This window comes from Halomonas sp. BDJS001, assembly GCF_026104355.1.
Lineage (GTDB): Bacteria > Pseudomonadota > Gammaproteobacteria > Pseudomonadales > Halomonadaceae > Vreelandella.
Map to the genome: position 1 here is coordinate 1,090,061 of NZ_CP110535.1, position 23,013 is coordinate 1,113,073.

General features: G+C 53.7%; 20 protein-coding genes. 4 read left to right on the forward strand and 16 right to left on the reverse strand.

The window, feature by feature from the left end; genetic code table 11:
- Positions 1-22: 22 nt before the first annotated feature.
- The 5 genes from OM794_RS04995 to OM794_RS05015 all read right to left on the reverse strand — a co-directional run bounded on the left by OM794_RS04995 (position 23) and on the right by OM794_RS05015 (position 4,278).
- Positions 23-1,537, reverse strand: coding sequence for a tripartite tricarboxylate transporter permease (locus OM794_RS04995; RefSeq protein ID WP_226248199.1), 1,515 nt, complete (start codon positions 1,535-1,537; stop codon positions 23-25).
- Positions 1,538-1,550: 13 nt separating this feature from the next.
- A complete protein-coding gene (locus tag OM794_RS05000) occupies positions 1,551-2,021 on the reverse strand; it encodes a tripartite tricarboxylate transporter TctB family protein (protein ID WP_226248202.1) in 471 nt (156 codons plus the stop codon).
- A gap of 57 nt (positions 2,022-2,078) precedes the next feature.
- Positions 2,079-3,059 (reverse strand): Bug family tripartite tricarboxylate transporter substrate binding protein, encoded by a 981-nt coding sequence (locus OM794_RS05005; protein WP_226248204.1) that lies wholly within the window; start codon positions 3,057-3,059, stop codon positions 2,079-2,081.
- A 122-nt stretch (positions 3,060-3,181) separates the two neighbouring features.
- A complete protein-coding gene (locus OM794_RS05010) occupies positions 3,182-3,712 on the reverse strand; it encodes a chromate transporter (RefSeq protein WP_226248206.1) in 531 nt (176 codons plus the stop codon).
- Complete coding sequence (locus OM794_RS05015) at positions 3,709-4,278, reverse strand: chromate transporter (RefSeq protein ID WP_226248209.1); 570 nt, start codon at positions 4,276-4,278, stop codon at positions 3,709-3,711. Before OM794_RS05015 ends, OM794_RS05010 begins: the two co-directional genes overlap by 4 nt.
- A 179-nt stretch (positions 4,279-4,457) precedes the next feature.
- Between OM794_RS05015 and OM794_RS05020 the strand changes: the two genes are divergently transcribed.
- Together OM794_RS05020 and OM794_RS05025 are read left to right on the forward strand one after the other, a co-directional pair.
- Positions 4,458-5,135, forward strand: coding sequence for a GntR family transcriptional regulator (locus tag OM794_RS05020; RefSeq protein WP_226248210.1), 678 nt, complete (start codon positions 4,458-4,460; stop codon positions 5,133-5,135).
- A 75-nt stretch (positions 5,136-5,210) separates the two neighbouring features.
- Positions 5,211-5,765, forward strand: coding sequence for a DUF1415 domain-containing protein (locus OM794_RS05025; protein WP_226248211.1), 555 nt, complete (start codon positions 5,211-5,213; stop codon positions 5,763-5,765).
- A gap of 67 nt (positions 5,766-5,832) precedes the next feature.
- Here OM794_RS05025 and OM794_RS05030 read toward each other — a convergent pair whose 3' ends face one another.
- From OM794_RS05030 to OM794_RS05075, 10 genes are all read right to left on the reverse strand, one after another.
- Positions 5,833-7,416: a diguanylate cyclase domain-containing protein gene (locus tag OM794_RS05030; RefSeq protein WP_265154325.1), complete on the reverse strand. Its 1,584-nt coding sequence runs from the start codon at positions 7,414-7,416 to the stop codon at positions 5,833-5,835.
- A 169-nt stretch (positions 7,417-7,585) separates the two neighbouring features.
- A complete protein-coding gene (locus tag OM794_RS05035; RefSeq protein WP_226248216.1) occupies positions 7,586-9,253 on the reverse strand; it encodes a methyl-accepting chemotaxis protein in 1,668 nt (555 codons plus the stop codon).
- 196 nt (positions 9,254-9,449) lie between these two features.
- Entirely contained in the window at positions 9,450-9,944 is a 495-nt protein-coding gene (locus OM794_RS05040; RefSeq protein WP_226248218.1) for a GNAT family N-acetyltransferase, read from the reverse strand.
- Positions 9,945-9,967: 23 nt separating this feature from the next.
- On the reverse strand, positions 9,968-10,960 hold the full coding sequence (locus OM794_RS05045; protein WP_226248220.1) for an LLM class flavin-dependent oxidoreductase: 993 nt from the start codon (positions 10,958-10,960) through the stop codon (positions 9,968-9,970).
- A 141-nt stretch (positions 10,961-11,101) separates the two neighbouring features.
- The gene (locus OM794_RS05050; RefSeq protein ID WP_226248222.1) at positions 11,102-11,794 is read right to left on the reverse strand and encodes an SDR family oxidoreductase; all 693 of its coding nucleotides are present in this window, start codon (positions 11,792-11,794) and stop codon (positions 11,102-11,104) included.
- 121 nt (positions 11,795-11,915) lie between these two features.
- Positions 11,916-13,193, reverse strand: a complete 1,278-nt coding sequence (locus OM794_RS05055) for a nitrate regulatory protein (RefSeq protein ID WP_226248225.1) — start codon at positions 13,191-13,193, stop codon at positions 11,916-11,918.
- A 93-nt stretch (positions 13,194-13,286) separates the two neighbouring features.
- Positions 13,287-14,639, reverse strand: coding sequence for a NarK family nitrate/nitrite MFS transporter (locus OM794_RS05060; RefSeq protein ID WP_226248227.1), 1,353 nt, complete (start codon positions 14,637-14,639; stop codon positions 13,287-13,289).
- A gap of 346 nt (positions 14,640-14,985) precedes the next feature.
- Positions 14,986-16,005, reverse strand: coding sequence for a patatin-like phospholipase family protein (locus tag OM794_RS05065; protein WP_226248229.1), 1,020 nt, complete (start codon positions 16,003-16,005; stop codon positions 14,986-14,988).
- A gap of 102 nt (positions 16,006-16,107) precedes the next feature.
- Positions 16,108-17,232: a CZB domain-containing protein gene (locus OM794_RS05070; protein ID WP_226248232.1), complete on the reverse strand. Its 1,125-nt coding sequence runs from the start codon at positions 17,230-17,232 to the stop codon at positions 16,108-16,110.
- A 168-nt stretch (positions 17,233-17,400) separates the two neighbouring features.
- Positions 17,401-18,123, reverse strand: a complete 723-nt coding sequence (locus OM794_RS05075) for a murein L,D-transpeptidase catalytic domain family protein (protein WP_226248235.1) — start codon at positions 18,121-18,123, stop codon at positions 17,401-17,403.
- Positions 18,124-18,229: 106 nt separating this feature from the next.
- Here OM794_RS05075 and OM794_RS05080 point away from each other — a divergent pair, with 106 nt between their 5' ends.
- Positions 18,230-19,864 carry a L,D-transpeptidase family protein gene (locus tag OM794_RS05080; RefSeq protein ID WP_226248237.1) on the forward strand — a complete coding sequence of 545 codons (1,635 nt, stop codon included), beginning with the start codon at positions 18,230-18,232 and terminating at the stop codon, positions 19,862-19,864.
- Between the two features lie 78 nt (positions 19,865-19,942).
- Here the strand turns inward: OM794_RS05080 and OM794_RS05085 are convergent, their stop codons facing one another.
- Positions 19,943-21,631 carry a peptidoglycan DD-metalloendopeptidase family protein gene (locus tag OM794_RS05085; RefSeq protein WP_226248239.1) on the reverse strand — a complete coding sequence of 563 codons (1,689 nt, stop codon included), beginning with the start codon at positions 21,629-21,631 and terminating at the stop codon, positions 19,943-19,945.
- Positions 21,632-22,082: 451 nt separating this feature from the next.
- On the opposite strand from OM794_RS05085, the gene OM794_RS05090 reads away from it, so the two are divergent.
- On the forward strand, positions 22,083-23,006 hold the full coding sequence (locus tag OM794_RS05090) for a LysR family transcriptional regulator (RefSeq protein ID WP_226248242.1): 924 nt from the start codon (positions 22,083-22,085) through the stop codon (positions 23,004-23,006).
- The last annotated feature ends 7 nt before the right edge of the window (positions 23,007-23,013 follow it).

Genomic DNA, 23,013 nt, shown 5'->3' on the forward strand with positions numbered 1-23,013 from the left:
TATCAAATAGCCTAGTAATGTCTTAAATGTTTTCCCGCTGAGCGGCATTTTTTAACCGCTGAATCTTGCGATCCTGATAGAGCGAAAACAAAATCGAAGCGACGGCTAATGCCAGGAAAAGCGCAGAGAGAGGCCGGGTTAAAAACGTCAACCAGCTTTCGTTAAGCTCTAAGGCGCGGAATAGCTGACGTTCAAGGTTGTCGCCAAGTACCACGCCGAGTATCAGAGGCGTTAGGGGAACGTCCGCTTTCCACAGCAGGTAGCCGATGATGCCGAAGATAAACAGCACCCAAATATCAAACAGGTTGTTATTCAGGGCGTAAGCACCAATGGCACACAGCATTAATACGACGGGAACGAGGATCTGTTGGGGGATCAACGATATTTTGGCGAACCAGCGCACTAGCAGCAGGTTGCAAAGCACCATGACCACCGCACCGATCAGTAAGCTGGCATAAATAGCACCCACCAATACGGGGTTTTGTTCGAACATCATTGGCCCCGGCGTAATGCCGTGCAGAATCAGTACGCCCATCATGATCGCCATAGGCAGATCGCCCGGTATGCCCAATGCCAGCGTGGGTACAAAAGCGCCGCCCGCCACCGCACTGTTGGAGGCTTCAGAAGCCACAATGCCACTCGGCGTACCGGTGCCAAACTCTTCCGGATGTCGGGAGAATTTTTTTGCTTGGTCGTAACTCAAGAAGTTGGCAACGGTACCGCCGGTGCCAGGGAGCGCCCCTACTAAACTGCCAATCAGCGATGAGCGAAGGGTATTGAGCTTTTGCCCCGCCATATCTTTGAGTATTAGGCCGTAGGGAATGGTGACATTGGTGTCGATTTTTTTGGCGTCACTTTTCTCATCCTTCAGCTTTTCGATATTGCCAAGCAGCTGTGAGAAGGCAAAGATACCGATCATCACGGGCAGGATTTCAAACCCAGAGCCCATTGCAGGCAGGCCAAAGTCAAAGCGCAGGTTGCTGTTGCGGTCATAGCCAACGGTGGTGATCAAGAGGCCTAACGCCGCGGCCATCAGGCCTTTGAGCAACGCGCCACTTGAAAGTCCGGCTACCAGCGTCAGGGCGAAAACGATTAACGCGGTAATTTCCCAGGGGCGGAAATTCATGCTGAAACTGGCAATCAACGGGCCGAAAAAAACCAGTACTGCCACGCTAATCAGCGTGCCTAGAAAAGACGATGCAACGCCGATGCCCAAGGCGCGGCCAGGTTCGCCTTTCTGTGCCATTGGGTAGCCATCATAAACGGTGGTAATCGATGAGGGGGTGCCAGGTATTCCCAGCATGACGCCAGACACAATGCCGCCAGAGTACCCACCCACAAACACACCGACCATCAGCGATACGCCGCTTACCGGATCCATGGCAAACGTGAATGGGAAGACCACCAAGATAGCCATGGTGACGGTAAAACCAGGAATGCTCCCGCCAACAATCCCAAACAGTACGCCAATGATGATCAAGCCCAAGACCGATGGCGTGCCGACCTCAGCGAGGGCTTGGAGAAAAAAGTTGGTCATTATTTACTCCAGGTTAAGGCAGCCAAACATTCAGGCCATAGCGGAAAACGACAAATATCACGATAGTTAAGGTGGCGCTAAGAGTGAGATTAATCATCCATTTACGTCGCGTATCAATGCCCAACAGTAGAGCCAGAGAAGCGACCAAGAAGCCTATGGTGGCTGCGATATACCCCACCACTGGAAGTAAGGCAGCGTAGAGCCCAAACAGTAGAAACAGAGCGAGTATGGTGCGTCGGCTTTGAAACCACTCAGTAACCAGCTGTTTTGCGCCAAGCCGTTCAGGCACGTTTACCCATAAGGAACGCACTAAAATCAGCAGTGATAACACCCCAATCACGACTAACAAAATGCGAGGGAAAAGCGCTGACCCATAAGGCTGCCAGCTGGTCGGTGGACGAATATCACCCGACTCCATCCACATGACAGCCACAATTAAGAGCAGCGCCAGCGCCAAGGCGCGGTCTTTAGTTAGCGTAAGCATTAGCGATGCCTCCGGCAGCTCTAGCCCCCGCATTAACGAGGGCTAGAGCGTGCGCCCTCAGTTCTGGAAATCGATGTTCTCGGCAGCAGCGGAGAGTGCAGCTTCGTTTTCATCCAGAAACGTTTGGTAATCATCACCGGCCAGAAAGCGAACAACAGAGCCAAATTCATTCTCAATACGACTCTGGACTTCTTCATTTTCCAGTGCTTGGCCATAGGCATCAGCAATGGTATCGATCACTTCCGGAGGCGTGCCTTTAGGCGCGAAAATGCCTCGACTGGTCGAGTGATCCATCTCGATGCCTTGCTCACGCAAGGTAGCGACATCGGGCATGCTTTCGAGACGTTCTGGATGAGCGATACCGAGCGCGCGGAAGGTGCCATCTTCAAAAAACGCACCGCCAGAGGGCAGGTTGAACATCGCGAAATCAACTTCTTCCGCCATCAAGGCCGATACCTGTTCTCCCGTATCGGGATAGCCAACTAGACGTACATCGGCCATATCAATGCCCGCCTCCTGGAAGAACTGTGCCCAGAAGAAGTGATCCGTGGAGCTGGGGATCATGCTGAAACGCACTTGGCCTGGATTTTCACTGACGTAGTCAGCGATTTCGTCAGCGCTCTGCACGGGATGATTGGCATGTGCAGTGGGAATGTTGATGGTTTGGGTAAGTAGCGCGATAGGTTCGAAGGCATCAAACGAGTAGTCGACGGTGCCCGCTAGCTTTGAAAGTGCAATGGTGTCGTGGCTGCCAAGCAGCGTGTAGCCATCGGGATCAGCATCTTTCACGTTGCGTGAACCCAAAGTTGCCCCAGCACCTGCCATATTGACGGGTACGATGGACTCGCCTAGCGTTTTCTCAGCTTCCTGAGAAATCAACCGGAACAGGATATCCGTTGCTCCCCCAGGCCCGTAAGGGATGATTAAGCGAATATCCTGCTCGGGATAGTCAGCTTGTGCGGTGGTGGTAATTGCCAAACTAGACGCAAGTCCGATGGCGGCGAGGGTAGTGCTTAGAGTAAATGTTGAACGCGTCATTCTTATACACCTTTATGTTTTGAGGTTGGTGTTGAGGGATGCCGCCCTTACTGCAGCGGCGTGGTGAGCGCGTGATCCGTTTTCGGGTTCTTGTTGTTTGATAAATGCATCTGCAATGAGTGTTAGCCGAGGAAGAAGCCTCCATAAACCAAGGCGCCCATGACCACAAAGGCGGGGTGCGTTTTGAAGCGGATCAATGCAATAGCGGCGACTATTCCAATAATCAGGGTATGAATCGTGCCGCTGGAGTCCAAGCTTTCGAGCAGAAATCCCAGGGTTAGCCAGGCCATCATCATGGCGATGACCGGGCGTACCCACTGGCTCATGCGCTTAACTCTGGGAGAGTCGCGGTGGCGGTAGAGCAGCCCCAAGGCACCCAGCATTAGCAGCAGCGTGGGGATCACCGTGGCAGCTACGGCGATGAAAGCGCCGCCAATGCCCGCTACTTCATAGCCCACGTAGCCGGCCATTTTGGTGGCGATAGGGCTAGGCAAGGCGTTACCCAAGGCTAATGTTTCCGCGAAGGTTTGCGCGGTCATCCAGCCATAACGGCCCACCACTTCCGCCTCAATCAGTGGAATAATGGCCGGGCCACCGCCGTAACCGATAATGTTGGGAATAAAAAAAGCTAAGAAGAGATCCCAGTAAATCATGCCGTCCCCTCCGCTTTTTTCTTGCCAGCAGGACGCAGCAGGGCGGCAACGAGAATGGCGCCGATCACCCAGCCTGGGTGAAGGCCGAGCCAGTAGATTAGCCCGGCGGCAATAATGGCCATGGCAATACTAACCAGCCAGCCAAGTGCTGCCTGTGATTTCTCAAAAAAGTCCCAAGTGAGTTGCGCCATCATCACCATGACTACTGGCACCACTGCTTGGCCCATGCCGCGAATCCATGCCACATCGCGGTAGCGGCTGAAAATGCCTAACATGACAATCATCGCTACAATCATTGGCACGATAATGGCAATGACGGCGGCGATGCAGCCTGTTACACCGCCCACTCGGTAGCCAATGTAGCCGGGCATTTTGGTGGCAATGGGGCCCGGTAGGGTATTGCCAATCGCCAGCACGTCGGCGAACTCTTCATCGGTTAGCCAGTGGTGGCGGGTGACGACCTCGGCCCGTACTAAGGGAATCATGGCGGGGCCGCCACCGAAACCGAAGATGCCAATGCGGAAGAAGGCCCAGAATAGTTGCCAGGAAACAGCAGGTGGTTTCATGGGCGCATATCCCGCACAGCCGACGAAGGGAGCAAAATCATACTCTAGCCTTATTTATCGTTTGTAGGTTAAAAAATCGATTATCTTGTCTAAAATAGAATATAGGTAGTGCCCGATCCAACGTCAACAGCGAAAAATAGAATGGACAGCGGGGACTGAGATGAATAAAGGACATCGCCATGAGTAATTCTTTACCGACGCCAGCAGGGCCAGCAGGTACTGCATCAAGTCGTGTGTTTGATCATTTACGTAAAGATTTGGTCGGCGGGCGTTTTGTCGCTGGCGAAAAGCTCGCGATCAATGCGCTTAAAGATCGCTACCAAGTCGGTTTGAGTCCGCTAAGAGAAGCGCTCAATAAATTGGCGGCGTATGGGTTGCTGGTGCAGGAGAATCAGCGGGGCTTTCGGGTTCCGAAGCTGTCCCGGGATGAGCTGGACGATATTGCCCAGATGCGTTTGGAAATGGAGGGGATGGCGCTCGAACGGGCGATTGCTAAGGGTGATTCACTCTGGGAGGCCGATTTGCTGGCTGCCGCGCATCGTCTGAAGCGGGCTGATATAACCCTGGATAAAGGCGAGGAGTGGGAACACCTGCATACCCAATTTCATCGTACCCTGGTGGCGCCCTGTGGGTCAGTGTGGTTGTTACGATTTATTGAACAACTGCATGACCAGTTTGATCGCTATCGCCGTCTGGGGCCGAAGATGCCGACGATTCGCCAAGAGCTTGACGAGCAGCACCATCAGCTTGTGGAGCTGGCGCTACAGCGCGATGCTAAAGCAGCGCGTGAATTAATGGACGACCATATCCATAAATCTTATGAGGTTGCCTTGAAGCGCTATCAAGAGCACGTGTAGTTGGTCATGAACAGTTGGTAAACTGCTGCGCACAGGGTGTCGGTCATCGCCGACCCGATCAGTAAAGAGGGTGCTATGCACGCAGATAACCAAATAGTTGCGCAAACGCTGAACTGGGTGCGCACCTTCATTGTGGCCCACGATATTTGCCCGTTCGCTCAGCGGGAGCTAGCGCGTGACACCATCCGCGTTGAGGTAGTGCGCTCCAAGAAAATCGAAGTGGCCCTGGGGGAACTGATGGTCGAAGTCCAGTGGCTGGATGAGCATCCAGAAACAGAAACCACGCTGCTGGTATTCCCAACGCTCTTCAAAAGCTTTGATCACTACCTGGATTTTGTTGAGCTGGCTGAAAGTATTCTTGTCGACCAAGGGTATGAAGGAACCTATCAGCTCGCCACTTTTCATCCGGATTACTGCTTCGACGGTACCGAGCCCGATGAAGCCTCTAACTATACCAACCGCTCTCCCTACGCCATGGTGCATCTGTTGCGCGAAGAGAGTGTCGAAAAGGCGATTGAGTTTTACGGCGATACCGACGCTATTCCCGAGCGCAATATCGCTAAGTTAACGGCCATGGGCAGCGCTACCGCTGAGCAACAGTTGCAGCACTGTTTTGACTTGAAGGGCTAAGGCGTGTGAATCACTAGCTGATGCTTGCCTTTACTTTTAGCCGCATATAGGGCGCTATCGGCAAGTTTTAGCACCGTTTCAATATGCAGGCCGTGGTGTGGCCACCAAGCGCGCCCAAACTACAGCCCACATGGGCGCGCTTATTTTCGGGTAGTAAAATCGGTTGGGCGATAGCCGTAAGTAAACGCCTACTCACTTCGTGGGTAAGCATTTCCAGGTACTCCTGCTTGGTTTTGAGCACCATGACGAATTCATCGCCACCCAGGCGCGCCACCACATCGCCACTGCGCAGGGCGTTTTTCAGACGCTGGGTTATCTCAATAAGCAACAGATCTCCCGCATGGTGGCCCAGTTCATCGTTGACCCGTTTGAAACCATCCAGATCGATATACATGACCACCATGCTTTGCTGGTTTCTTTCAGCTTCTGGCATGGCCAACTGTAAGTATTGATTCAGAAAGGCGCGATTGGGAAGCCCCGTTAGTGGGTCGGTATTGGCTAGATCCTCTAAGCGGTTGATCGTTTGACGTTGATCCAGTAGCCGACTGACCATGTTACGCATGGAGGTCGATAGGCGCTTCATTTCAGGAGAGCCGTTTTCCAGAGGAATACAGTCGGCTTGCTCGCCCTCCTGTATTTGATCGGCGGCACTGGCTAAGCGGGTGAGAGGAGTCACCATTCGAGAGGCAATCGCCCAACCAATCATTGCAAACAGCAGCGCCAGTAGAATACCGATGCCCATAATGGCTGCCTGTAGCTGCTCCACAGGGGCAAAAGCGATAGAGACCGGTTTTCGGCTAATCGCTATCCAGCCTAATCCAGGAAAGTCCTCGTAGCCGTTGCTTCGAGCGTAGCCTGTCACAAATTGTTCACCATTGGGCCAGGTTTCAATAGCCCATTGCGGTGATGTGGTAGCGGGGCCGGGTAGATGATCCAGGCTGGCTAATGATTGTCCCATGAGCGTTTCTGGGCCCAGTAAGACGGTACCATCAGTTGAAAGCAGTAGCATCTCGGTATCTTGACGCTGCTTAGTAGGTGAAAACATTGAATGCTGAATATATTCTGCCCATTCCCAGCTTAAATGTACCGCCAGAACGCCCTGGAACTCCCTATTGCGGTCATACACCGGGGTGGCAATATCGACGAACTTAAGCGCTTCACCACTGGGGTTAGGCAGCAGTTGTGCGAGAAGCACTGCCTCATGAACATCGCCTATCCAAAGCGCTTTGCGCCCTTCAATAAATACGGGTCTTTGCGCTATTGAAACACCTTCTAAAATTCCTCCTGTCGCTGCTTGAACAGTCCCTTCCGGGTCAGTAAAGCCAATCCACGACACAACGTCATGATTGTCTTGCAATCGTTCTAGCTGCCCCCGTAGCGCGCCAGGGCGCGTGTCATTAGTGAGTGCCTGCATACCCAATAGGAGTTTGACCTCCTTAATGCGTGCATCCATATTGCGCTCTAGCTTATCCACCATTTGATAGGCCGCTTCTGCAGTCGCCGTACCAATGCTAGCTTCCATTTGCTGCGCTGATTCACGAGATGCCACCCAGCCAAGTAACAGCGTAGTGGCAAACACCAACGTTGCAATTAGTGCGCTAAACCGTGAGCGTAGTGAGAAGCGCGAGAATAACCAGGTATGAACAGACATTATTATTAGCCATCACCGATAAGAGAAACTGCTTATTAACGTATTGTCATTAGCTGAAGGAAAGTACCTTATTCTGCTGTTTTTTGCATTTAACGGGTGGTTAATTATGATTCACTTAAAGACTGGCTCAAGGGAAAAAGGGCCAGCAAAGCTGGCCCGGAAATGTGAACTAAAACTCTTCCCAATCGGGTGTGCTGCTGGATAATTTTTTAGTTGTATAAGAAGAGTGAGTTGTTGCCAGGGGATGCGGTGAAGCCGTGGCGGTAGAGGATTCCGAACCAGCGTTCGCATCCCGCTTCAGTTTGAAGGTGGTGACCAACTCGGCCAAACGAGTGGCTTCATCCTGGAGTGATGCAGATGCCGTGCTGGTCTCTTCAACCAATGAGACATTTTCCTGCGTGGCGGAATCCATCTGAGATACAGCCGTACTGACTTGGCTAATGCCCGACTCCTGCTCTTTTGCAGCGAGCGCAAGCTCTTGCATCATTTCCGTCACTTTACGAATCGCTTCGTTGATATCCGCCATATCATGGCCATTTTTCGCTGCTTGTTCCGCACCCACCACAATACGCTGCGCGATATCTTCGATCATGGTGCGTATCTCTTTCGATGAGGTGGAGGTCTTTGTGGCTAGTGAGCGAACTTCACTCGCCACCACCGCAAAGCCTCTCCCATGTTCGCCTGCACGGGCAGCTTCCACAGAGGCATTGAGTGCCAGGATATTGGTTTGAAAGGCGATAGAGTCAATCACCTGAACAATATCGTGGACTTTATGCGAGGTTTCTTCCAGTTCGCGCATCAGTAGGCTAGTGCGCTCAGAGGCCTGTTTGCCGGTATTCGCCTGTTGTGCTGCGTCTTGGGTCAGTTGCTGGGCCTGGCTGGCAGTGTCAGCGTTTTGGCGCACAATCGATGAAATTTCATCCATACTCGCGGCGGTTTGTTGCAACGCCGCGGCTTGTTGTTCGGTGCGTGAGGCGAGGTCTTGGCTGCCGGTTGCGATTTGCGTTGAACTGGAGGCGACGGCTTCGCTACTTTGATTGAGTGTGCCAATCATGTCTTCCAGACGCTCTTGCATATCCTCCATGGCACTGTAAAGGCGGCCGATCTCGTTACGTCCTAGGGTGTCGATATGGCTGGTCAAATCCCCCTTGGCGATATTTTCACAGATGCGAACCGCACGCTGGAGTGGATTAATAACGAGCCGATTAATCATTATCTGTACCACAATGTAGAGCACTATGGCCGTTAAAATAAGCGCACCCACTGTAATGCTAAAAATGACGCTGTCGTGCTGGGCTTCCGAGTGAACCTGATTTCCCCGGCTTAGTGCATAGTTATTAAAATTATTGATTGCTGCGCTGAAGCTTGAAAATTTTTGGTTGATAGGATCCCTATACGCATCAAGAGCCTCATAACGCTCATTAGCCAAGTCGCCCCTTAGTTCGTCAGTGACAATAAGGTTGTAGCTTTCGACAATGTCAGCAATGAGCGGGCGACGCTCGGAACCAACCGGGAGCTCAATGCCTGAGAGTTCTGCAATACGCCGGTCAGCCCTTTCCAAACTCTGCAGCGCCTCTCCTAGCGCCCGCTTCGCATTGTTTTCGTTACCCGCTTGGTAGTGCTGAGACATACGCTCTAATCTTACCCGAACCTCCATTAGGTTCGTTTCTGCACGGTTGGCAGCACTCGCCTGCTGAGCGCTTATCTCATTAATTTCTGCTAGCAGCTGCGCAGACTCACGTTCTGCCATAGCCCCCATACTGCCCAAAATAATAAGCATGGCTAAAAGCACAATCAGTGCGCCAGCAATCACTCTCTTAACTGATATGTTTTGCATTGATACTTCTCCTAATACTCCCCGCACCTGAATTAGTGCATAGAGGAGTTTTAAAAGGTATCAATTTCTCATTAAAATAGTGTCTTGATTAAGTTGTCTTTAGTTTGTGATATTGTTAAATGGTTAGTTACGATAAAGTCGTATAATTAAATGTTTTCTTAACTAGTTTCAAAGTTCTTTGCTAAATGGATTGCTGTTAAAGCGTCTTATACATCACATACGTATCGACAAAACCAAGGCGTGCGTGGCGGTAAGCGTTAGGAACGGTACCCACAATGCGAAAGCCAAGTTTCTGCCATAACGCGACGGCCACTTCATTGGTAGCCACCACGGCGTTGTACTGCATGGCGAGAAACCCCAGTTCCCGTGCTTGTTGTTGAGAGTGCTCGCACATGGCACGCGCTACGCCTTTGCCCCGTGCGGCAGGGGTCACCATATAGCCACAGTTACATATATGGTCACCGGGGCCTGCCGCGTTGGCTTTTAAGTAGTAGGCACCCAACACTTGGCCATTTTTATCTTTGGCAACCACGCTGGCGTTCGGCGTTTTACACCATAACTGCCGGGCAGCGTCAAAGCCGATATCTGGGTCAATCGCATAAGTCTCTTGCGCTGCCACAATGGCGTGAAAGGTTGGCCAGAAAACAGCAAAATCGCCGTCCGTCATCGGAGAAAAAGCCAGTGTGGTCATCAGTATCCTCTACAGCGAAGCGCCTACCGAGCGACCTCAGCCACAATCTTGTAGCTACGCAGACGGTCAGCGTGATTGTAAAAATCGCTATTAATCATCAGTTCATCGGCACCCGTACGCGCTTGGAACTCCTCAAGTTCTGCTTTAACCGTCTCTGGCCCACCAATAATAGCCGCCCCTAAAAACTGGCTAACCTGGGCTTGCTCCACCGGCGACCAATCGAGCTGCTCCACCGGCGGCTGCGACTGAGTGGGCTTGCCGCGAATAAGGTTTAAAAACTTCTGCTGAGCAGTCGTGGCCAGGTAGTTAGCCATTGCATCGCTCTCTGCCGCCATCACGGGAAGGCCGACCATGGCATGGGGCTTACCCAGGTGTTCCGAGGGACGGAAGTTATCACGGTACAGGCGCAGCGCTTCAAACAGGTAGCCCGGCGCGAACTGTGCCGCAAACGCGAAGGGCAAACCCAGTTTGGCGGCCAGCTGCGCGCTGTAGCCGCTGGAACCCAGCAACCAAATAGGCACATGGGTGCCTTGGCCAGGCACCGCTTTGACACGCTGTTGGGGCTCCGCATCGGCTAAATAGCTGCGCAGTTCATTCAGCAATTGCGGAAAGTCGTCGACACCCGCGTGGGCGTTGCGGCGCATGGCCTGCATGGTGGCGCCATCCGAGCCTGGGGCACGGCCTAAGCCCAGGTCAATACGGCCAGGGTAGAGGGTTTCCAGGGTGCCAAACTGCTCGGCGATCACCAGGGGAGGATGGTTAGGCAGCATGATGCCACCGCTGCCTACGCGAATAGTGGACGTTTGCCCAGCAATATGTCCAATCAACACCGCGGTGGCGGCGCTGGCGATCCCGGCAATATTGTGGTGCTCGGCTAGCCAGTAGCGGGTATAGCCGAGTTGCTCGGTTAATTGTGCTAGGGCAACACTATCACGAAAGGTCTCTGCGGCACTGCCGCCCTGGCGGATGGGGGCCAGATCGAGGACGGAAAGTGCCGTGGAAGCGAGTTGGCTCATGGGTCACCTGCAAATTAATTCGTGGGCGCGTAGAGTGAAAAATTACTTAGCGCGCTTGGTAATTACACGTTATGCGGCCAGTGCAGATGAATTGCAAGGTGCCGACTATCCATGTGGCGGATATACAGGCTCGTTGGCTCCTCACTCCTCATTTAAAGGCGGAGTGGGACGGATAAGAATTTCATTCACATCGACATGGGCAGGCTGGGCAAGCGCGTAAATTACCGCATTGGCGATATCGCGATCGTCTAAGGCATAGGTCGGCGGTTCATCAAAAAAGGGCGTGTCGACCATTCCCGGTTCAATCAGCGTTACGCGCATACCAGTACCACGGAGCTCTTCACGCAGGTTATAGCCAATGCCGGTGACCGCCCATTTGGTCGCGCTATACATGGAGCCTGGTATCGTCGTGCGGCCTGCGGCTGAGCTAGTCAGCAATACATGGCCTTTGCTGCGTTTAAGGGCGGGCAAGCAGGCTTGAATAGTGAGTCCCACGCCATAGATATTGGTGAGAATCATCTCCCGCCACTCGCTGTGATCAGCTTCACTAAAGCCGCCGGGCGAGCCACCACGGCCAGCATTGGCAAACACGCCGTCCAGGCGTCCAAAGGTTTCCAGCGCCTGCTCAACCATGGCTTGTTGCTGCTCCATGTTGGTCACGTCCAGCTCACATGCCAGCACATTTTCCGGCCCCAACTCTTGGGCCAGTGCGATGAGCTTGTCGCTAGAGCGGGCGGCCAATACCAGTTTATAGCCCTCACGCGCGGCTGCTCGGGCGGTGGCTGCGCCAATGCCGCTGGATGCGCCGGTAATTAATAGCACGCCGTTTTGCATGGGTTGCACTCCTTGCCTGATAAATCAAGTAAGCTTTTAGCATGGCTAAGGTGACGGCATCCTGCAAATATCGGCTTAAACTGCTGGCGGCAGTGCTGCTAAGTGGCCATTAACGGCGGCATTATGTATTTGCATCCTTACGTTTCAGCATCGCGGAGAGATCGAGAATCGCTTGGGCCATATCCGCCATGCTTTTGCTTTGATCCATCGAGGTTTTACGCAGAAAGCGGTAGGCCTCCTCTTCGCTCATCTCCTGGTGCGCCATGATCAGGCCCTTGGCGCGTTCAATCAATTTGCGTTCACGCAGTGCTTTGCGGGTATTTTCGAGCTCATCGCTCAGTCCCTGTAAGCGGCTAGCCTGGGCCTGGGTGAGTTCGATCAGCGAACGCCCTAGTGGAGAGGTGAGGGCGTTGGCGGTCAGGTCGCCTAATGGTTGCCCATCATTAAGCGCCAGCAGCTGTTCGCACGGCGCAGGGGCATAAGTACACGTCTGCGTTTTAGCTTTCTCTAGCGCATCCTCGGCCTGGGAAATTTTGCGGTGGCAAAGCACGCTCAGCTGTGAGATCAGCGCATCTTCCACCATTTTCATTGAGTCGATACGCAGGGTGGTGAGTTCGTACCAGGTTTCCCCCAGCTTATCAGGCGTATCTTTGGGTGGGGATTGCGTTGCCGACAAGCGCTGGCAGGCGATATCGCGAAGATGGCAAATACCCGACAGCGTGCGCGGTGAAAGCTCTTTTTGCCATGCCTGCTGCGCTTCGGGGGTCGCAAACTCTACAAAGGTGTCAAAACAGCGCTGCTGATCCTTCATTAGCTGGTTTAGCAGCGCCCGGTGGGGCTCGTCGAAGTGGCCATGGGTAAAGCCAAAGGCACCACAGGCGCGCTCTTGGCCCGCCAGCTCTTTGCCCTGCATCAAGTGGAAAATGGCCACCAGCGTACGGGTGATATCGGGGTCGATAGAGGTGTCCGCGGCCTCAAATACAATGGCCAGCAGCCCACTGGTTAACTGGTTAAACGCCTGGGTCGCTGCGTCGGGCGTGATCGCAAAGGTATCGATAGCCTGGCGAAGTGCACCCAGCTCGTCTAGCGCATACCACACGGCGGCAATTCGGCGTAGTAAGCGCGCAGCGGCCTGAGGGCGAGCCTCCTCGCTGAGCGCTTCCAGCCGTTGGCGCATTAATGTTTCGGCCTGCTGACTGTGCTGTCGGTAGGTGTCGCGGCGGGTCTTGAAGCGCTGCCCCTGGGAAACCAGGTAAATCGTCGATGCGCCACGTTCACGCTGGAGCATATGGATAAAGCGGCTAATGTCGCCGACAATATCTGCAGTGGTGGCAAGGTGGGTAAGGTTGTCGATATCGCAACGGATGGCGGTTAAGAGCAGTTGCTGCGCTGAAGACATAGAGATTTCCTTGGTAGCTTGCCGCCTAAATGAAAACACTCCCATACCGCTAAATAGCTAGATGGGAGTGTACTCGAGTGTACTGGAAAGCGTTTAACGCAACGACAGGGCGCCTGCGCCAACATCATCACCAATCGCATCGCGGTAGGCTTTGGCCTCTTCTGCCTCAGTGGCATCACTAAAGCGCACCAGTAGCACACAGGAGGCCAGCACCAGTACTGTGAGGCCTAAATAGAACAGTCCTTGTTGATAGCTCAGGCTTTCGCTGCGGAACAAAAAGGCTGCGCCTACCGCGCCAACGTTACCGCCTGCGCCGACAATCCCTGCGACGGCCCCCAAGGCTTTTTTGTTAATAAACGGTACAACACCGTAGGTGGCGCCTTCCGCCATTTGCACAAACAGGCTGAACACGAGCATGATGCCAATCGCCAGGCTCAAGACGTGCATCTGTGAGAACGCCACCAACGCAATACCTTCGCAAACCAAGGCAATAAACAGCCAGCGAACGCGCCCTTTCAGGCCCCCTTGCTTGGCGAAAAGATCCGAGAAAACCCCTCCAAGGGTACGTGCGAAAATATTCATTAACCCGAACAAGCCAGCGATCATGCCCGCGGTAGCCAGGGTGAGATCAAACTTATCGAAGAAGTAGATGGCGGCAATATTGTTGATTGTCAGCTCCACGCCAAAGCAGAGGCCGTAGACAACGAACAGTGCCCAGACACGGATATCCTTGGCGGCGGCTAAAAAACTTTGCGCGGCACCGTTTTCGCCGGAAGCTTCGGGCAGTTCACCCCGAGCGCGCAGTTCGCTGAAATTACCATTGGGGGCATCCTGAGTGAAGAACCAGTAACCAATACCGGTCAAGAACATCACTACGCCAGGCACCATCATCGCCAGGCGCCAGCCAAAGGCCTCATTTACGCCCAGCATCAGCATGCCAGAGAAGATCAGCGGCATTAGAATTTGTGTGGTGCCACCACCCAGGTTGCCCCAGCCCGCGCTGGTAGCGTTAGCGGTACCAACCACATTGGGCGCGAACATCATTGAAGTGTGGTACTGGGTAATCACGAAAGAGGCACCGATGGCTCCAATAGCCAAGCGCGCTAATAAAAAGGTTTCAAAGCTATCGGCCAAGCCAATGCCCATTACTGGGATTGCGCCCAATAGCAGTAGCCCGGTATAGGTTTTGCGCGGGCCGATCCGGTCACACAGTACGCCAATGGCAAGGCGTACTATCACGGTGATTGCCACCGAAGCGATAATCGTATTGCCGATTTGTGTTTGTGTCAGCGAAAGGTCTTCACGAACGATCGCCATAAGAGGGGCGATGCCGAACCAGCCAAAAAAGCAGATATGAAATGCGAACCATGAGAAGTGGAAAGCGCGCATCTGAGGGGTCGAGAAGTTGAATAACCGAATGCGGTTGGCTTTGTTGCGTATGTCCATGGGATGGCCTCACGGGGCATAAAACGAGTTGATCGCTACGCAACGCAGACGAGTTGGCGCGTTACGTAAACAATTGACGAGAACATGCCTTCATCGTTGAAGGTCAGGCTCGACGCACTCGTACCCAGTTGGGCCTGGTCCACGCCTACCACCACTGGTAGGAGTTATGCAGGTAGCTTGCCAGTTGAAAACTTATTTCAAAAAAATCAAATTCTTAAAGAATTTACCCCATGTGTGTGAAGGATGAATAGGCAAGCTTGTGCTGCATGATTGGGCATGCAGCGCGCATTTTGCGGCATCTTGGTGCTAAAAAAGGGGGCAATTGGGCGGACTGAACGTGCAGCCATTATTCATGTAAATAGACGGCATCAATATCAAGGGTGGAGTGGCTGCCAATCGCATCGAAGTGTTCGCTTAACCAACGTTCAGCGGCAGCTTGGCCCTGTTCGAATAAATGGCATAGAAATGGCCATTCGGAATTGGATTTACTCGAGACGGAGAGTCCCTCAAGCGCCTGCTCGCCGCTGATGCGGTGAAACAACGCCTGTTGATAGCAGTTTTCAATGCCTTGCTCATCAAGGGCATGCTTAAGCAGCGCAATCATGCGGATCTCTTTAATCAGAGCTGAGTTAAAGGTGATCTCGTTGAGGCGGTTCATAATGGCTGACGCCGAGGTAGGCACTTCATTGCGGCTGATGGGGTTGATTTGTATCAGCAGAATATCCCGTGCGCTGCACTCCTCCATAAGTGGAAACAGCGCTGGATTACCCATGTAGCCGCCATCCCAATACGCTTCGCCGTCGATCTCCACTGCTTGAAACATAAAGGGTAAGCAAGCGGAGGCCATCACCGCATCAACGCTCATCTCCTCACGGCGAAACACCCGCTGTTTACCTGTGCGTACATTAGTTGCCGCGACAAATAGCTTAAGCTGCTGACATTGGCGCACCCGCTCGAAATCAATGTGATCAGTCACGATATCGCGCAGCGGATTGATGTTGAGCGGGTTGAGTTGATAGGGGGAGGCCACTCGGCTTAACAAATCCATCGCAATAAAACCCGGTGAGTGATCCAGGCTCCAGTTGCCGGTCAATATATCCAGGGGGGAGCGGCGGATGGGGCTGGCCATGCCTGCTCGACTCACCGCTTGCCAAAAATCGTGCAGTGCTTGCCGTGCGGTCTCTTTATCGCCACGCGTCAGCGCATCGGCCATCACCACGCCGTTCATCGCCCCCGCGCTGGTGCCGCTGATACCCTCGATTTCAATACGCTCATCCGCCAGTAGCCGATCAATAACACCCCAGGTATAGGCCCCATGGGCGCCGCCGCCTTGTAACGCGAGGTCTAACTTTTTGACCTTTGCCATATGCTTTTCCCATTGCTGCTGGTGAGGAAATTGGTTCCAGTGAAACCAGCATGGCATAGGCGGCCAGATAAGACGAAAGGCTATTTAGCGCACAGCGGTTCTTTAAGGCGCCCCTGCAAGCGGTGAACGGTGGTTGGTTGAGTAGGGTGCTTCAAATATGGCGTGTTCCATAAGGTTATCCAGTTGAAGGGCGAGCTGCTGGCTGGCTTCTTCCATTACGCCCAAGGCAGCCAGTTGACCATTGCGGTCGCCCAGACGGGCAAACTTTAGCGCTTCAGCACCACTGTCGTGCATGCGGCGGTGGGGTGCCGCCAGTGCCCTATAAGCGTCGGTGCGAGCGTAGCGTTGGTGGCCCTCTCCCTGTTGATACCAGCGGCCCAAACGGCACTGGTGGTGATCCTCTAAGGGCGTGTCTGTGTTGGCAGAGAGAAGCTGCTTATAAAGACGGCATTTCCACACCGCATGATCAAGCTTCGCAGAGTGTAAAAACGCCGCGGTGGCGCTGTGATGAATCACCTTGTGCATATGCTGGGATTGGTCAGCAAGTTGATGCACTGCCTGCTTGGCTGTTTGCGCCGAGCGGGCAATCTCATCGTCAGCCAAGCGCTTTTTCACCACAGCCTGTGAGTGCTCTCTTACCTGGCTATTAACCTGCTCCATCAGTTGGCTGAGCTGGTGACTTAAGCGGTGCATAGTCAGCGCGAGATGGTGCATGTCATCCGCAATGGCTGCCAACCCTGGTGACGCCTGGCTAGCCGAGTCAGCGCTGCCCATTAGACCCTGGCTATGGGCCGTTTCCAGCGCCGCGCTCACTGCTAATGCTTGGGCGTGGCCTGCATTGCGGGCGAGGGAAACCTGCAGTTGGCTTAGGGCATGTAACGTCTTGGCCAGCACTAACGGGGGTAAGGCTTCGGCATGCTCGGTGTCGAGACAATGCTGATCAAGGGTATCGACCGCCTGCTCGGCGGCGACAATTAAATGGGCTGTTTCGGTTAGGGTGGCGCGCTCGCCGGCAAGCTGGTCAGCGAACTCCTGAAGGCCATTATTAAGAGAAGTCAGCATATCTGCGCCTCTCGCCTGCAGCATGCTGATGGATTGCGCTGGTTTCATCAGGTTTAGCAATCGGCAGCTGGGGGAGGGGGTAGCAGCATCAAGCTGAGTGCGTAGCTCGGCAACTTCCTGTTCCAGGCGGCGAATTTTTTGATACGGGTGCATAAAGGTGAACATGGCAGAGACACCTACGGCAGATAGCAACATTTTGTGTTGATTTGTCACGAAGTATTGCAGAGGGTTCCCGCGTACGCCTGATTTAGCGACCGTAAATGATGAAATTGAGCTATCAATTATCTCTAAGACTGAGGTTGTTAACGCTCTCCTTTACCAAAAGCCTCGATATTAGCGCCGGGCAAGCTGTGCGGCGGCGGCCGTGCAGCCGAGAAACGCAGAGGTGGCCAGCCACTCTGCATCGGGATAATAAGCGAACACATACTGATCCTCTTTGAGGCTATTGATCAGCGGGTAAGTTACGTCTTCACGCACGGCCGGGCAGCCATGACTGCGCCCGAGCCGCCCCGTTTGGGTGATGAACGCATCGCTCACATAGTCCGCGCCATGGATGACAATAGCGCGTTCATACGCCAAGTCGTTGACGTTAGGTTCCAGCCCTTCCAAGCGCAGGGAATAGCCGTTGCGGCCATAATAACTGTTCATGGTACGAAATAGGCCAATGCTGGATTGGTGGCTATCAGGGATATTGGAAAATGTCTCGGCCTGGGCGTCGCCCGACCCCTGGCCGTGGGAGACCAGCTCTTCAAAGAGCAGCTTGTGCTGGCGTAAATCAAACACCCATAGTCGCGGCTCGGTAGATGGCAACGAGTAATCGATCACCGCCAGGCGCTCGGCATTGGGCTCGGCACAGTTAAGCGCTTGAGCGGCTAAACGCAGTGCATCGGGGGACGCCTGGGGGGCGAGCTGCTGCAGTTGGTGGTTTAAAGCCAGTACGCCCCGGGGGGGCGTTGAATCAACTTGGGCAAAGAAACTGGCAGCGTGTAGCGGTAATGTAAATAATGTAAAAGGTAGGGAAAATATTAACGTGGCAACATTTAAACGAAGAGCCATAAAAGTCGATCCTACAAGCAATATCAGTCATTATGAAAATTAGCCGACTAAGATAAAAGAACAGGTTCGGCGATGTGGAAGACTATAGTAACGCAAGGAGAGGGCGATGAACGATATACAGCCACTAAGACAATGGGCGATAGGGGTCGCTCTATGTCTCACGCTTACCCACAGCCCTTTAGGTACTAGTCAGGCGTATGCGGATTCAGTGCCGTTACAGCAGGCGCTGACTCAGCAGTTAAGCAAGATGGACGCGTACCGATTACCCATTACAGAGTTTTACCAACTCCGCGATGGTCAGCCCGCTTGGCAGACAGCCAGGGCGGTTGAATCATTGGTAGCAGCACTTAACAGCCTGGAAGCCGACGGTCTAACACCTGATGATTATCACGCTGATACGCTGTTGGATGAGTTTCAGCGCAGTCAGGCGGAGGGTGAAGCCGCACAGGCGACGTTTGATATTAAAGCGACCCGGTCGCTGTTGCTGGCGCTGGATCATTTAGAGCGGGGCAAAGTGAACCCTCGTGAGATAGAGCCCCAGTGGGACACACCACGCCCTGAGCGTGGCTACTCGCTGTTGCGCGTTGTGCATGCTGTCGATGATCGCGTCATTGATAACGCTATCGCCCTGGCTCGGCCCTCATCACCTGAATATCAGCAGTTGCGAGATGCCTTGAAGCAGCATTATCAGCTGGTGAACTTGGGCAGTGTGCCCTACTTGGCCGCACGGGATGAATCGCTTCGGCCAGGGGACGAAGACGACGATGTGAGCGTGTTGCGTCAACGGTTAGCGCTGTGGGGTGAAGCTGATTTACAAGTGGCTGACAGCCGTGCTTATCCCATGATTGGGGTGCAGACGGCGTCTAACCGGCGCACCTATGATGCGCCCCTGGAAGCTGCTGTAAGGCGTTTCCAGCGCCGCCACCTGCTGCAGGAAGATGGTGTGGTGGGCGAACAAACCCGCCTGGCGTTGAACACCTCAGTGGCATCACGCATTGATCAACTGCGGGTCAATTTAGAGCGCGCGCGGTGGATCAGTCCGATGCAGTCTGCTGAGCCGCGGGTGTGGGTTGATATTGCAGGCTACAGGATGCACTACGTGCGCCCAAATGGTCAGCACTGGGATGCCCGAGTGGTGGTCGGTACGCCGCGTCGCGAGACGCCGATCATCCACTCCACGATCAGCCATTTGACCATTAACCCCTCCTGGACAATCCCGCCGACGATTATGCGCGAAGATGTGTTGCCCCAGGTGCGTGCTGATATTGACTATCTGGCGCGTAAAAATATCCAGGTGATTAGCCCCATGGGCGAGCCGCTGGTTGCAGATGAGGTCGATTGGCAGCACCCCGGCGGCGTTATGCTGCGCCAAGTGGCCGGCACGGGTAACCCGCTAGGTCGCGTGGTGGTGCGGTTTCCCAACGATGACATGATCTATTTGCACGATACCCCCGCGCGCGGCTTATTCCAGCGTGATCAGCGGGCACTCAGTTCAGGCTGCATTCGAGTTGAAGGGGTGGCTGAACTGGCGCAAATGCTGCTGCAAGACACCGGTAGTCGCTACCAAATGAGTTCGCTGTTAAATGGGGGAAGTGATCGCAATGTGAACTTAACCCAGCGTATTCCCATTGCGCTGCACTATTTAACCGCGTGGCCGAATGCCGAGGGTGAGGTGGAGTTTAGGCCTGATATCTACCGCCGTGATGCAACGCTACTGGCCGCATTGCGTCGTCCTGTCTAAGTATTTACACAAGCCAATGCAAAACACCGCCGAGAGGCGGTGTTTTGCATGTCAGCATCAATGTCATCTGCCGGATGGTTAGTCGTCACTTTCGCTCTGATAATTAGCCACGCTAACCGTGCCTGTTTCGCCGCTTTCCAGTGCCGCCAATATGGGCGCTGCCTGGCTCTGGAACGCAATAAGCGTGTCGCCACTCAAGCTGGTGTTTTCAGGCAGGGGAACCGTCATTGCATTGACCGGCGAGTTGTTGACGATGACTTCGTAGTGCAGGTGAGGGCCGGTGCTGCGGCCTGTATTGCCTGACAGAGCGATACGCTCGCCCATTGTTACACGCTCACCTTGCGTCACCAGCGGCCGGGAGAGGTGCAGGTAACGCGTTCGGTAGCCATTGTCGTGACGGACGACGATATAGCGTCCTGCGGCGTGATGGTTACTCACCCGCTCAACGACACCGTTAGCAGGAGCCGTTACCGGCGTGCCAATCGGCATAGCAAAATCGGTGCCGTTATGGGGGCTGATGCGGCCAGTCACCGGATGCTTGCGGCGTGGATTGAAACCGGAGCTCAAGCGGTAATTGCCTTCAAACGGATGGCGCGCAAAGGCCGGATCCAGGCTGCCACCCTCAGGTGTATAAAAGTTATCGTCGCTGGCATTACGCACAACGGTTAAGTCCATGCGTTCGCCGTTGTAATGAACCGCCAATACACGGGAATCTAACGTTTCACCGTCGATCATGTCTGACTCGACCAGTACCTGGAAGCGATCACCGCGGCGGCTGTCTCGCCGAAAATCGAGTTTCTTTTCGAGCAGCTTGGTCAGTTCTGTTACCGAGCTGCTGTTCAAACCTGTCGCCTGGGCGGAGCGTGCAAAACTACCGCTAACGCTACCCGCATAGAGGCGCTGAACGGGTTCACCCTGGCGTTCAATAGTGGTGATGGCGTAGCGATCGGCATCCTTTTCCAACAGTATGCCATCGCGGGTGTTTTTCATCATTCGCAGTGACAACAAACGCCCATCTTCATCCAACTGATAATCAAAGCTGTGCCCGGCGCGCCAATTGGTTAACATGCGCTGATCGGGTAGGTCTTCAAGCAGCGCCATCACTTCGCTGTAGCCCAGGCCTAGTTCATTTTGCGCCAGGACGGCGAAAGTTTCGCCAGATTCAACAATATGTGTTTCCCATTGAGGCACAAACGGCTCTTCCGCTGCCAGCTCTAAATCCAGGAACGATATATCGTCAAATAGCTCCACCCCGTAATCCTCGTAAGAGGTGGCATCGGCTATTTCAACGGAGGAGTCATCTACATCGAGCATGCCACTGGCTAGTGTGCCCAGTACAATGGCCATATGCAGCGCGCCATCATCAAGACCGGCGCTTTCCAGTACGGCGGTGTTCAGTACCGCGACATCGCTGCCCAAAGCAGGTTGGTCTGCTATGTCGGCTTCTGCGCTGGCAATCATGTCAAGATCAACGATTTCGGTGGCTGTTAGTTCGCTGAGGGGGATGTTTTCGCGGGTTGCGTCGAGGGCACGAGAGGCGCGGTCGATCGCTTCTGCCACCGGGGTGCGTTCTTGACGCAGGGAAGGTACGCCCGGTGTAGAGTCGCTTGGAAGCGGAACCAGCACGCTTTCAAGCGGGGTGTGCGGTTGATTTAAATCTTGGTATGTCGTTAATAATTTTTGTGTGCCCAGCACGGTGACCATTGTGGCCACGGGTAACAGTAATAATTTATGCGTGCGAGGCAGCGAATGGAGGATTCGCAACATGAGTAAATGGACCGCCGAGTTCGTGATTAAAAGTAACTATAAAGTGAATAAACCCGGAAACCATACCCCATGAAGGCAGAGGTGCATAGACTGTATATCTATACATAAAGCGTAATTAAATACAGAAAGAGTAATTATAGATAGAGATAGCTATTAATAAACACTGTTTGCTAACAAATGTAACCAGTAGAGCCTGCTAACTAATTCACCTGAGTTAACTATAGACGAAAACGGTGTTTTTAAAAGCTTAGATGTAACCCATGTCGAGTATTGGGTGGTTGGCTAGGCGTTGAGGGCTTGTTTGTCCGTCGCTCTCGCGACCATTCACAAGCATTTTATAAGCATGGGCGGAAGTATTGGCTGTTTCCTGGCATTCTAGTCATGTTTTTGAATACAAGTTTTTTCGAACATTAAGCGCATTGTTTCGCTGTATTGCGTTGAGGAAATCGAAATGTCCCGGGTAACACTTTCACAATGGCAAATGTTGGCCGCCGTGGTTGACCATGGTGGGTTTGCGCGTGCGGCAGAGGCGGTACATAAAAGCCCCTCCACACTGAACCATGCGGTGCATAAACTAGAAGAGCAACTAGGCGTGCAAGTGCTCGAACCTATCGGCCGCCAGGTACGGTTAACCGAAGCGGGAGAGTTGCTGCTTAGGCGTGCGCGCCAATTGATTGAGAGCGCGGCTTCACTTGAGGATGTCGCCACCCGGCTAGCCGCGGGTTTAGAGGCAGAAGTGGTCGTAGCAATCGATCAGGTATTTCCTGCTGCCGCTCAAGCTAAAGCGTTGGAGCGCTTTTCTGAAACGTACCCCCAGGTGCGCGTTCAATTACACGAGAGTGTGCTCAATGGTGGCATTGAAATGCTCTACGACGGCCGCGCAGACCTGGTGGTCTCCGGGATTGAGGCCCAGGGCTTTTTGGGGGAGCCGTTGGTCACGGTGCGTTTTGTGGCGGTGGCGCACCCCCAACACGCGCTACATCAATTGGGCCGCTCGTTGGATCTGCGCGATCTGGCCCAGCATCGACAGTTAGTAGTGCGTGATTCAGCACTGCGCCAATCAACCAACTCTGGCTGGTTGAAGGCGGAGCAGCGCTGGACCGTCAGCCACCTAAACACCTCACTGGATATGCTAAGGCGTGGTCTGGGCTTTGCCTGGATGCCTGAAACACGCATTGCTGAAGAGTTAAAAAGCGGCCAGTTAAAGCCTCTGCCACTGCCCGCGGGGGGGATTCGCGAAGTGCCGGTTCAACTGATTTTCCGCGACCGGGATCGGGCCGGGCCTGCGGCTCATGCGATGGCTGCCGCATTGAAGCAAGCCGTGGTGAGCGAGTGCGCGCTGCATGATTCGACTGACTCGAATGAAAGACCGTAAAACATCC

Coding starts and splice junctions, on each gene's coding strand:
- OM794_RS04995 (WP_226248199.1), bottom strand. CDS start 1,537: ATGACCAACTTTTTTCTCCAAGCCCTCGCTGAGGTCGGCACGCCATCG.
- OM794_RS05010 (WP_226248206.1), bottom strand. CDS start 3,712: ATGATTTACTGGGATCTCTTCTTAGCTTTTTTTATTCCCAACATTATC.
- OM794_RS05015 (WP_226248209.1), bottom strand. CDS start 4,278: ATGAAACCACCTGCTGTTTCCTGGCAACTATTCTGGGCCTTCTTCCGC.
- OM794_RS05030 (WP_265154325.1), bottom strand. CDS start 7,416: ATGTCTGTTCATACCTGGTTATTCTCGCGCTTCTCACTACGCTCACGG.
- OM794_RS05025 (WP_226248211.1), top strand. CDS start 5,211: ATGCACGCAGATAACCAAATAGTTGCGCAAACGCTGAACTGGGTGCGC.
- OM794_RS05080 (WP_226248237.1), top strand. CDS start 18,230: ATGAACGATATACAGCCACTAAGACAATGGGCGATAGGGGTCGCTCTA.
- OM794_RS05020 (WP_226248210.1), top strand. CDS start 4,458: ATGAGTAATTCTTTACCGACGCCAGCAGGGCCAGCAGGTACTGCATCA.
- OM794_RS05060 (WP_226248227.1), bottom strand. CDS start 14,639: ATGGACATACGCAACAAAGCCAACCGCATTCGGTTATTCAACTTCTCG.
- OM794_RS05000 (WP_226248202.1), bottom strand. CDS start 2,021: ATGCTTACGCTAACTAAAGACCGCGCCTTGGCGCTGGCGCTGCTCTTA.
- OM794_RS05065 (WP_226248229.1), bottom strand. CDS start 16,005: ATGGCAAAGGTCAAAAAGTTAGACCTCGCGTTACAAGGCGGCGGCGCC.
- OM794_RS05045 (WP_226248220.1), bottom strand. CDS start 10,960: ATGAGCCAACTCGCTTCCACGGCACTTTCCGTCCTCGATCTGGCCCCC.
- OM794_RS05085 (WP_226248239.1), bottom strand. CDS start 21,631: ATGTTGCGAATCCTCCATTCGCTGCCTCGCACGCATAAATTATTACTG.
- OM794_RS05035 (WP_226248216.1), bottom strand. CDS start 9,253: ATGCAAAACATATCAGTTAAGAGAGTGATTGCTGGCGCACTGATTGTG.
- OM794_RS05090 (WP_226248242.1), top strand. CDS start 22,083: ATGTCCCGGGTAACACTTTCACAATGGCAAATGTTGGCCGCCGTGGTT.
- OM794_RS05070 (WP_226248232.1), bottom strand. CDS start 17,232: ATGTTCACCTTTATGCACCCGTATCAAAAAATTCGCCGCCTGGAACAG.
- OM794_RS05040 (WP_226248218.1), bottom strand. CDS start 9,944: ATGACCACACTGGCTTTTTCTCCGATGACGGACGGCGATTTTGCTGTT.
- OM794_RS05055 (WP_226248225.1), bottom strand. CDS start 13,193: ATGTCTTCAGCGCAGCAACTGCTCTTAACCGCCATCCGTTGCGATATC.
- OM794_RS05005 (WP_226248204.1), bottom strand. CDS start 3,059: ATGACGCGTTCAACATTTACTCTAAGCACTACCCTCGCCGCCATCGGA.
- OM794_RS05075 (WP_226248235.1), bottom strand. CDS start 18,123: ATGGCTCTTCGTTTAAATGTTGCCACGTTAATATTTTCCCTACCTTTT.
- OM794_RS05050 (WP_226248222.1), bottom strand. CDS start 11,794: ATGCAAAACGGCGTGCTATTAATTACCGGCGCATCCAGCGGCATTGGC.